The following is a 10357-nucleotide window of genomic DNA, read 5'->3' on the forward strand; positions in this document are numbered from 1 at the left end:
TGATCGGGTCGGCCGGGCCTCGGTCGTTCGTCCGGGGCGGGTCAGGCGGGTTGAGCCGCCAGGCGTGCGTACTGATTGCCCAGTTCGGCCTGCCGCCGGTCGTGCGCCGCGAGGTTCTCCGGCTCCGTCGGCACGCTGGCGGTTCCGGCCTGGGCGGGCGCCTCGGACCGACCGGGCGCGACGGGCACGTTCGTCCGGCGGGTGTCGGCGTCCCGGACCGCCGGGAGTACGGCGGCCCACTCGGCCCGGCGCGTCGGGGCAGCTGCTCGGCCGCGCGGCTGGCGCTCTTGGTGGTGCCGCTGCTCGCGGGCGATCGTGCAGGAGGCCTGGGTCTCAGCGAGCCGGACTTCCAGGGCGCGGCCCGCCCCGCACCGCCCGCCGGCCTTGCAGAGGGAGCAGGCGGCGCGGTGCCGGTCGACGGCGTGCCGGGCGCGCTCCAGCAGAGGGAGTAGACGGGTCAGGGCCGGTGTGCTCTGCGTTCCCTGCTCGGCGAGACGGTGGACCGGGGTGGGCGCCGGGCCCCGCTTGGGCTGGGGCAGCACCTTCGTCGACCGGCGCGAGGCGACCGCCGCGGACGCCTCGGTCCGCTCGGTCAGTTCCGCCCGCCAGGCGTTGACCGCGGTGTCGAGGATGATCCGGCGGTTGCTGCTGGAGCAGCGGCGGGGGGTGGTGGTGGTCCGGTCGTAGTGCGGGGTGGTGTGGTGAGGGACCAACACTGGCGTGCCGAGGACTCCGGTAATCGGCGTCCAGGTCTTGCAGGCCGGACAAATGACGTGTTCTTTGCTCGGCGTCAGGTCGATCTGGCTGGCTGTGAGTTCCGAGGCGCTGATCGCCGGGAGGGGGCTGACGTTCTTGGTGCGGGTCTTCCGGCGGCGCTTGCGGGCCTTGGGCTCCACAGTCGTCGTGGCCATGAGGGACTCCTCCGGTAGAGGGGAGAGGGGGGTACGTCGCGGGTGAACTCTCCGACCGGCGGGCGTCGGACCGAAGGTCGGCGTCCTGGCTGATCGGACAGCGCATCAGCGCTGCGACTTGCAACAGAAGGTGACCGGCCAGGTGACCGGGCCCAGGGGATTTGGTGGAGCTATCAACCCTGGCCCTCCCCTACGGGGAAGCACTCCTGCGGTGGCAGGTAGCGCTGAGCAGAAGCCACGCGAAGACAGTGCCTTCAGCAGCTCAGCGGCACTGTGGCCAATGTAGACCACTAGCGCATCTAAGCGCCAGTGGTAGCGCTTGAAGTTTGCGTGGCGTAGTCTTCGACGTATAGAGCTGCACCATGGAGGTGTGGCGCGCGAAGCTAGAGAGAGGAGACCGGTATGCCCAACACAGTCGGATACGCAGAAATCGCCGCGAGCTATCGCAAGCAGATCCAGGACGGGGCGCTGAAGCCAGGCGCCACCATGCCGTCGCTGCGGCAGGTTTGTGAGCGCTATGGCGTGGCACAGACGACCGCGAACAGGGCCTACCGAGTCCTCAAAATGGAGGGGCTGACCATGGCCAGGCCGGGCGTTGGCACGGTGGTGGTCGGGCCGGTCAGCAACAACATCAGCACCCGGGTACGGCTCTACGGGGAGACGGGAAAGGCGCTGGACGGCGGCGAGAGCTCTCGGATTCTCGAGGTAGGCACCGTCGGAGCAGACGAACTGGTTGCGCCGCGCATGGACGTTACGCCCGGCACCCCTGTCCATGTCCGCCGCCGTCTGGTCAGCCGCAATGGTGTTCCAGTACACCTGAGCAGCTCCTACTACCCCGCCTTCGTGGTCGCTGCGACACCAGAGCTGGCCGAGCCCGTCTCGACTGGAGGCTCTCGCGAACTGGCGGCGACGCGTCTCGGTGTCGCGCAAGACCGTGTGCTGGAAGAAGTGACGTCGCGTCTCGCTACCAGCTCCGAAAAGGAACACCTGGGCCTAACGGCTGGGGATGTTGTTGTTAGCCAGATCGTCCGGACGGTAACGCTGGCCGACGACCGCGTAGTTGAAGTAGCCGTCAAGGTCACCGGCGGAGCGACCATCCTCCGCTGGAGCACATCTCTGGCAGCCAGCACGCTCAAAAAATGACACGTGGCCCCCTCAAAGCAAGGCGCTTGGACTACACACACTGCGTTCGAGAGGCAGCTACCAAAAGTGACGAGTGGGGGTTGACATCTTGAATGTCACCCCCCACTCGTCACCTCCGCGCGATCAAGGGGCCGTGCCAAGCTTTGACGCTCGGTGTGGTCGCCGCTCGCGAAGGTGACCTGGACGCGGCGCTCGCGTACGGGGAGCGGGCTCTGGCGGGGGAGCGGAAGTCGCTGCCGTCGCTCGCGATGGTGGCCAGTGGCCTGGGGCGCCCTCTGCAGACGCACTATGGAAGCTCTTCCGACGCCCAGAAGTTTGTCGCTCACCTTCGCGAGTTGCGAGGCGGTCAGTGATGTTCCCGTACGGCAGGCACTCCGCTTCAGGCGTCCCGTCAGGCGGGAGCGGCATTCGTGATGTTGAAGAATTTGTGCGAAGGAGGAGTTGTGCAGCAAGCGCCGCGCTCGTCTTCTGCGGTCGTCAGGCTGGGCTCAGCAGTCAGTGCAACAGAAGTACCTCACCTGGAAAGATGCCGGGAGGTGCCTATGCGGCAGATGGCCTTCGGCGGGGAGCCGCTGACTGCTCCTGCGTGGATGGTTCGTAGCCGCCTGGTGTGCCGCGCAGCTGTCCCTGCACCTGGTGCCGGCGGGATCGTGAAGTGCCGTCAGTGGGCGCTGCGAGCAGTGGAATCGACACGTTGCGCCCAAGGTCTCTTCGGGGCCGACCTCGGCGGTATGGTGGCGTCTGACGTAGATCAAAAATGCGAGTGGCCCCGCCGACCGGCTTGGCAACCGGGAGGGGCCACTCGGGCCAACGACCTTGTAGTGGGGGTCGGTTGGCCAGCCGCTTACTCCTACGAACCAGGAGGTGGCGACGTGATCAGGGTACCCGTACCCGCACGCGCACACACTGCACCCCGCCGTGGGGTCAGCGACCTCGCAGGTCGCTGGTCCTTCGACGGGGTGTTCGTGCTGCCTGGATATGCCTCGACCCGCGCCTCTGCCGAGGGGGTTGAAGTGACGTAGTCCTTTTGGGGCGGCCCCCTATATGGGTCTGCCGCCCCGGGCCTCCTAGCCGTGAAGCGATTGCCGTCGCCTCAGCTGGAGCCCTTCTGACACCGGAGGAGCTTTGCCGAGCTCCCCCGAAGGGATTGCCCGTCCGGTTGGCGCCGGCCGAGCGGTTCAACATCAGGTTTCTCCCCAGAAACCGAAGCCCTTTCGGGGGCTTCGTCGTGCCAAGAGGCGAGGCCCCCTAACACGGGAGTCATTGTGCACGACGTTTCGTGCGGTTGCCAGCTTCGGCATGCCCGCAGCCTGCAAGTCCGGCGAATTTTCCAGCCCCCAGCACTCGGCCATGTGACTGATTTCACGTCCTATCCCGTCAGCAGGCAGGCGCCTCGACATGTCCCGTTCGCGGGTTCCTGCGCCGGTGAGGCTGGCGCGGGGCAGGCGCGTACGGCCGTTCCGGTCGGTCGGCTGACCGCTTTCACCTCCGGCCGCCCTGTCACACTGGAGACGATCTTCGGACTTGGGCTGGCTATGAACGCTTCCCTCGCCTTCGCACCGCCCGGTTTCGCGCCGTCCGCCCGGTGCGCCGTACGAGTCCACCGCGCGGCGGCGGCCGCCAAGCTGCAGCGCTCGCTCGCGATGGTCGTCGACAGCTCCGGGGGCGGCTTCCCGTACGGCGGGACGGTTTTTAACATCCGCTCTCACCTCATGGGGGCGGCGGGGGCGGTCCGGGGGCGGTGGACTCTGTCCACCGGCCGCCTGATGCACCGTCAGCGGATAGATCTCGAAGTTCATATTCCGCCTGCTCAGAACGGCGTCCGCTATAGCGTGCACTCCGGCCCGACGCAGACGCAGAAAACTGCGGCCCGTGTCGGTTCTGGTGCTCTTGCCGGGCCGGTGGTCCGGTGAGCGCCGTGGCGGCACGGGCCGCGCTCCCGCGCCCCCGTACGTTCGTCGGCGGGGCTGGCCGGCGTCGGCTCCGGTCGATCCCGGCACAGGCAGGGCCGGTCCCGAAGCGGGCGGCGGGTCATCCCCTGTCGCTCGGTCGGGACGCGCGCGCCCGGCTGGGTCGCGCGGTGAGGGCGCTGCTGGACGTAGCCGGCCTGGATAGTGCGTCGGACGCGGTGCGTTTGGCGGTTCTGGTGCTCGCGTCGCGTACGCCGTCGGAGAGCGGCGTGGTGAGGATCCGCACCTCGGAGCTGGGGCGGTGGATCGGGGTGTCCGCGTCGTACACGGCCTCCGACGTCCTGCCGGTGCTGCGCCGCTCGGGCGTTGTCTCGGTCGACACGGCAGAGGGCGACTACGGCCAGGACGACGGGCTGGAGTGCAAGGTGCAGCCGCTGGAGGCGGCACGGGGTGTGGTCGGGCACCCGCTGAACCTGGCGAAGAAGGAGTACGCCACCCTGTGGCGGCTGCTGGAGGCCGTGATGGGTCCGGGCTGGACGCACCGGAACGGCTCCGTCACCCCAGCCGGGCTGATCGGTACGCGTACCGGTCGGGGCGCGTCGACAGACCGCCTGGCGCTGCTCCTGCTGGTGCTGGAGGGACGGGCGACCGGGCGGGTTCGGCTGTGCGGCGGGAGCGTGGACACCAAGCGCGGCCGGGCAGCAGCCACGCTGGCCCGGCTAATGGGGTGTACGGCAGCGGCGGCCGCGGGAATCCTCGGACGCCTCGAGGACCGGGAGCTGGTGTGCCGGGTACGCCTGAAGACCGCGTCCGGGCTCGCGAACCGGTCGCAGTTGCTGGTGCCGGCGGTCGCCGCTGCGCACGGCCGTAGTGGTGCCGACGTGATCCGGGAGGACCGTACGGAGGCCCTGGAGCCCGTGTTTTCAGAGCGCGGTGTTGCAGCAAGGCGTAGTGAGCACTCGCAGTCAGATGCAGATCCGCAGGTCAACGGCATGCCTGTTGCGGATGAGGCGGACGTTGCAGAGCCCCGCATTGCGGCAACCCTTCACACTGACCACCCTCCCCTGGTTACTCCCATCCCGTCTCTCTCGCTCTCTGATGGCTTTTCCGGCGACAGCCGTAGTGGGTTCGGTGATCTGCCGGGCCGCGCGTGCGAGCGCGAGGACCAAGCCGTGGACGGCAACGCTGCTGTCGGGCTGATGCTGGTCGACGGCGAGGGTAGCCCGCTGCGCGGGGAACAGCCGAAGAAGTCCCCGTCGATCAGCAGCCAGAAGCCCGGCCGCGGGCCGGTGGCCGGTCCTCAGGTGCGGGTCCTGGACGATGCGGGTCGGGGCAGGCAGCAGCGGGGGAGAGTGCCTCTGCCGCCGAAGGATCTGCGGGTCGTCCTGGCTCCGGTCGACCTGATCTGGGCGCGCCTGGAGCATCCAGCTGCCCGGAAGCTGGTGGAAGCTGCGGCGGGCAGCGAGCTGGAGCGGGTAATTGGCTTCGCCGGTCGCACGGACGCGCCACAGATCCTCGCCGACCGGCTCGCCCGGCGCTTGGACGAGCAGATGCGTATGGGTAAGCCGATTCAGGATCCGGTGGGCTGGCTGATCGGCCGCGCCCTGTCGCAGCGCCAGTTGTGCGCGGAGCCCCGGTGTGACGAGAGCGCTTTGCTCGACTCAGGCCGGGACTGCCCGCGCTGCGAGGACCGGCAGATCGACCGCCGTGCCCAGCGCCGCGCGGTCACCGCCGCCGTCGACGCCTCGATGCCACACGCCTCCGAGAGTGAGCGCCGTACGGCCGTCGAGCAGCAGCTGCACCAGGACGTGATGGCCGAAGCGCGGGCCAAGGCCCGCCGGTGGGAGCAGATCCGGGAGCAGCGGGCCGTCGCTGCCGAGGCGCGCGCCAAGGCCCGTGCCGAAGCCGCGGCCGCGCCGGTGGCTCCGGCCGCGATGCCCGCGCCGCGCCCGGTCGTCGTCCCCGCTGTGAAGCCGGAGTTCGCCAATGCCGACGACGATCAGGAGCTGGTCCTCGAGGAGCTCACCCGCGAGCAGGTCCTGGACTGGCGCAACCGTGCCGCCGCCGACCACCAGCTGGTGTTCGACCACATCGACCGGTACGGCGAGCTGTCGGCGCAGCGCCTGTTCACCCGAGCGTTCGTCGCTCAGGTGCAGCGCCTGTCCGGCCTCGTGCACCTGAACCTCGGTTACACCACCTGGGGGCAGGCATGAGCAGCGGCGAGACGTCCGGCGCCAACCTGGCCCGGGCCGCGATGGAGGCGGCCCGCAAGGATAGCTGCGCCAGAAGGTGAAGAAACAGCCGCAGCCGGTGCGCACGGGGCGGCGCGACGGGCGCGAGCCATGGCCCCGGGCGCGGCGATCGGCACGCCGGTCACCGAACGAACCTGCGACTTCCCGGCCGCCGGCGCTTTCCTGCGGGACCGGTGGGCGGCCACCGCCCCCGAACTCGCCGGCCGTCGCCGCCATGTCGTACGACCCCGACTCCGGCCGGCTCACCGTTTGCTCGGAGTCGACGGCTTGGGCGACCCAGACCCGCTGGAGCAGAGCCGGGTAATCGCAGCTGGCAATAAGGCAGCGGGCCGCACCATCGTGCGCGCCCTGCGGACACCGCCCGGCGCCGCGTCCGTCCGTGCCTGGTTCGGCTGGCGCTGCCCCGGCAGGCCCGTCCCCGACTGCGCCCGCCGACTCGGTGAAGACCAGGGAGACGGTGTGCGAGGGTTACCGGCGGGCCCTTGAGGCACATCTGGCCAGCCGGAAGGCGACGGTCGTCGACCCGATGATCCAAGAAGTGCGTCAGCGGCGGCAGGGAACTGTCCTTCGGTGCCGCGATCAGTTGGATGGTCGCGGTACGCGGCTGAGAACTGGCCGCAGCTGGCAGCAACGTCCTCCAGCAGTGGTCAACCATCGCCCCGACTCTCGCCGGGAACGTGACCGCGACGTGCGCTACGACCCGGAAACAGGAATCCTTCACCTTCAGCCAGCCACGCCCGACCACCGCACCCAGCTGAACCTGCATCAGCAGGACATCATCGCCAAGATCAACCAGAGTGTAGGCCCGGATTCGGTCCGGCATCTGCATATCCGGACCTCGTCGGCACTGTCCACCTCAAGAGCAGCAGCACCCGACCTGCGGTCAGGACGCGATCAGACCCCTCGGCTGGAAACTTGAGGCCGTCCGCCTCCGCTCGCGAGGAGCGGTCCGGCCCCGCCGAGCAATCCGCCGGCACAGTTCACCTCCGCTCGCGCGGAGAGGACGCCTGGCCCTTCATGGCATCGAAGTACACGCGCGGTTCACCTCCGCTCGCGCGGAGAGGACCGCAGGTCAGAGCCTTGCGGGCCCGCAATCGCCGGTTCACCTCCGCTCGCGCGGAGAGGACGACTGGCGGGTCGTCTCCAGAGTGACCTCCGCCGGTTCACCTCCGCTCGCGCGGAGAGGACTCTGCCGAGACTCCGAGGAGGCGGCCGAGTTGCGGTTCACCTCCGCTCGCGCGGAGAGGACGACGTGGTGCGGCTGCGGGCGGGCGGCGCGTCCGGTTCACCTCCGCTCGCGCGGAGAGGACTTCGCTCCTGAGGAAATCGCAGCAGCGCAGGACGGTTCACCTCCGCTCGCGCGGAGAGGACGTTCAGACGCCTCGGCCGGCTACCGAAAGGTTCGGTTCACCTCCGCTCGCGCGGAGAGGACCTGACGTCCAAGACCCTGGCGCTGGCCAAGACCGGTTCACCTCCGCTCGCGCGGAGAGGACGTCGCGGCGCGGGCCGCCGCGAACTGACCCCAGGGTTCACCTCCGCTCGCGCGGAGAGGACAACAGCGGGTTCTCCGGGGACCAGGGCGGCGCCGGTTCACCTCCGCTCGCGCGGAGAGGACGCTCCGTGCACGGGCCGGGCGGTGCCGCCGACCGGTTCACCTCCGCTCGCGCGGAGAGGACCGCCATGCCTCATCCCCTCGTTATCGGGCCCGCGGTTCACCTCCGCTCGCGCGGAGAGGACCCACGCTCGTGCCCCATCACGACCTGCACATCCGGTTCACCTCCGCTCGCGCGGAGAGGACGAAGGGCGGCCCCGGCCCGGAAGGGAGGGCTGCGGTTCACCTCCGCTCGCGCGGAGAGGACCATACGAGGCGACATGCCTGGCACAAGCAGCCCGGTTCACCTCCGCTCGCGCGGAGAGGACTTGCCCTTGGCCTCGGGCACCGACTGGCCGTGCGGTTCACCTCCGCTCGCGCGGAGAGGACGTGCCGTACAAGTACGCCGGCTGTGATGAAGGCGGTTCACCTCCGCTCGTGCGGAGAGGACTTCACTGGGTCCGGGGCCAACGGTAAGGGCACCGGTTCACCTCCGCTCGCGCGGAGAGGACGGGGCGTTCCTCGCGATCCGGGCACTCGGCCACGGTTCACCTCCGCTCGCGCGGAGAGGACGTGCTCGTCGAACGGGAACCACAGGACGGCCACGGTTCACCTCCGCTCGCGCGGAGAGGACGACGCCCTCCAGCTCGATGTACAGAACCGCCTCGGTTCACCTCCGCTCGCGCGGAGAGGACCATCTCCGCGTAGGCGGCCATGCGGCGCTCGGCGGTTCACCTCCGCTCGCGCGGAGAAGACACGGCACGGTTGCTGGGCTCAGTAACGTCCAACGGTTCACCTCCGCTCGCGCGGAGAGGACTGGGAGGCCGTGATGTCCGCGACAAGGACGTCCGGTTCACCTCCGCTCGCGCGGAGAGGACGCACCCGTCAAACCGCAGTGAGAACCGTCCAGGGGTTCACCTCCGCTCGCGCGGGGGACTCGGCAAGGACGCGGGTCATCCGCGACCGCGACGGTTCACCTCCGCTCGCGCGGAGAGGACCTGCTCCGTGTCCCGCAGGTCTGGCAGGTCCTCGGTTCACCTCCGCTCGCGCGGAGAGGACCGGGTCCGGGGCCGCCGGGGTGCCACCCCCAGCGGTTCACCTCCGCTCGCGCGGAGAGGACCGGAGTCGTCACGGTGCGACTCGGCGTTGCCGAGGTTCACCTCCGCTCGCGCGGAGAGGACCCGGCCTCTTTCACCGTGTCGGTGAGGACGCGCGGTTCACCTCCGCTCGCGCGGAGAGGACCACACCATGTCCGGCGACATCAAGATCAAGGACGGTTCACCTCCGCTCGCGCGGAGAGGACTCATCGGCATCCCGTGGCGTACCGCGTTTGCGCGGTTCACCTCCGCTCGCGCGGAGAGGACCGGGCGTTGAACGCGATCAGGTCGCTGATCGCCGGTTCACCTCCGCTCGCGCGGAGAGGACGACCACGCCCTGCGGCTCCTGCGCCTGCACAGCGGTTCACCTCCGCTCGCGCGGAGAGGACCCCCCCACCCCCTGTGTTTCCGCATGTGAAGCGCGGTTCACCTCCGCTCGCGCGGAGAGGACGCCGGCGCCTTCTTCGCCTCCGCCGCCGCCGCCGGTTCACCTCCGCTCGCGCGGAGAGGACTTGATCGGGACGGGGCCGTGGTCGGCGTCGAGCGGTTCACCTCCGCTCGCGCGGAGAGGACCCAGCGGCCGTCCTTGATGACCTGCCTGCCGTCGGTTCACCTCCGCTCGCGCGGAGAGGACGTGTCGGCTTCGTGGGGGCTGCCATGTCTCTCCGGTTCACCTCCGCTCGCGCGGAGAGGACATCGCGGCGAAGGCCGAGAGCGAGGACCGGGACGGTTCACCTCCGCTCGCGCGGAGAGGACGCGTCAGCCGGAGTTGCCGGCGGCCGCCGGTCCGGTTCACCTCCGCTCGCGCGGAGAGGACCCTCTTTGACCTGGGACGTTAGAGGGGGTTTGCCATTTCTTGACTTTCTCGCTGGAAGGCGATCAGGGTAAGGCCGTCGAAGTCGATGGGTTCTCGGCGGCGGGCGCCGGCTGTTCGTAGTTGAAAGCCTTGTTCGTTGTCGGCGGGGTGGGCGAGTACCGCGATGCCGTCGCCGGTGCAGGCGGTGACGGCTGCCCAGAGTTCGTCGCGGACTTTGGCGGAGACGGTGCCGACGTAAAGCTCGGGTGTGACTTCGAGGAGCCAGCGGGTGAGGGCGCCGCGGAGGTGGTCGGGGACGGCGGTGGCCGAGATGACGATCATCGAGGACATGGGCCGTGCCTTTCCGGTGGGCGGGTCACAGCTGTTTCCCGTGGTTGACGCCGGCAGGTACCGACCCGGCGACCGGGTCCCACAGGTCGACCATCTGTTCTTCAGGGTCGGGGCGCTCGTAGGCGCGATCCGGGTCGAGGAGCTGCTGGATGTCCGTGACGATGCGGGGGAGGAGCTGGAAGAGGCGTAGTTCGTGGCGGAAGGAGCGGCGGGCTTCGCCTTCCGGGTTGGAGGAGGCGTGGAGGGAGAAGGCGAGAGGGATGGTGAGTTCGGCTTTGTAGAGGTCTGCGATGTCGTAGACGAAGG

The 10357-nt window shown here is 69.5% G+C and carries 5 protein-coding genes, 1 pseudogene and 2 CRISPR repeat arrays; of the genes and pseudogenes, 3 read left to right on the plus strand and 3 right to left on the minus strand.

Annotation, left to right across the window (positions count from 1 at the left end; translation table 11 throughout):
• Nucleotides 1-41: 41 nt before the first annotated feature.
• The gene (locus ABT001_RS35190; protein ID WP_351285690.1) at nucleotides 42-911 is read right to left on the minus strand and encodes a hypothetical protein; all 870 of its coding nucleotides are present in this window, start codon (nucleotides 909-911) and stop codon (nucleotides 42-44) included.
• 402 nt (nucleotides 912-1313) lie between these two features.
• Between ABT001_RS35190 and ABT001_RS35195 the strand changes: the two genes are divergently transcribed.
• The 3 genes from ABT001_RS35195 (at nucleotide 1314) to ABT001_RS35205 (ending at nucleotide 7135) form a co-directional block, all read left to right on the plus strand.
• A complete protein-coding gene (locus tag ABT001_RS35195) occupies nucleotides 1314-2054 on the plus strand; it encodes a GntR family transcriptional regulator (RefSeq protein ID WP_351285692.1) in 741 nt (246 codons plus the stop codon).
• A gap of 1909 nt (nucleotides 2055-3963) precedes the next feature.
• Complete coding sequence (locus ABT001_RS35200) at nucleotides 3964-6177, plus strand: hypothetical protein (protein ID WP_351285693.1); 2214 nt, start codon at nucleotides 3964-3966, stop codon at nucleotides 6175-6177.
• A 478-nt stretch (nucleotides 6178-6655) separates the two neighbouring features.
• Nucleotides 6656-7135 carry a hypothetical protein gene (locus ABT001_RS35205; RefSeq protein WP_351285695.1) on the plus strand — a complete coding sequence of 160 codons (480 nt, stop codon included), beginning with the start codon at nucleotides 6656-6658 and terminating at the stop codon, nucleotides 7133-7135.
• Nucleotides 7136-7192: 57 nt separating this feature from the next.
• A CRISPR array of direct repeats spans nucleotides 7193-8686; the repeat unit is 29 nt; unit sequence CGGTTCACCTCCGCTCGCGCGGAGAGGAC.
• Nucleotides 8687-8776: 90 nt separating this feature from the next.
• A CRISPR array of direct repeats spans nucleotides 8777-9721; the repeat unit is 29 nt; unit sequence CGGTTCACCTCCGCTCGCGCGGAGAGGAC.
• 18 nt (nucleotides 9722-9739) lie between these two features.
• Here ABT001_RS35205 and cas2e read toward each other — a convergent pair.
• Together cas2e and ABT001_RS35215 are read right to left on the minus strand one after the other, a co-directional pair.
• Entirely contained in the window at nucleotides 9740-10051 is a 312-nt protein-coding gene (gene cas2e, locus ABT001_RS35210) for a type I-E CRISPR-associated endoribonuclease Cas2e (RefSeq protein WP_351285696.1), read from the minus strand.
• 25 nt (nucleotides 10052-10076) lie between these two features.
• Nucleotides 10077-10357 (minus strand): annotated as a pseudogene (locus ABT001_RS35215) (type I-E CRISPR-associated endonuclease Cas1e); the annotation flags it as partial.

It is taken from the genome of Streptomyces sp. NPDC002793 (assembly GCF_040295485.1).
In the GTDB taxonomy this organism is placed as follows: domain Bacteria; phylum Actinomycetota; class Actinomycetes; order Streptomycetales; family Streptomycetaceae; genus Streptomyces.

Coding starts and splice junctions, on each gene's coding strand:
- ABT001_RS35190 (WP_351285690.1), bottom strand. CDS start 911: ATGGCCACGACGACTGTGGAGCCCAAGGCCCGCAAGCGCCGCCGGAAG.
- ABT001_RS35195 (WP_351285692.1), top strand. CDS start 1,314: ATGCCCAACACAGTCGGATACGCAGAAATCGCCGCGAGCTATCGCAAG.
- cas2e (WP_351285696.1), bottom strand. CDS start 10,051: ATGTCCTCGATGATCGTCATCTCGGCCACCGCCGTCCCCGACCACCTC.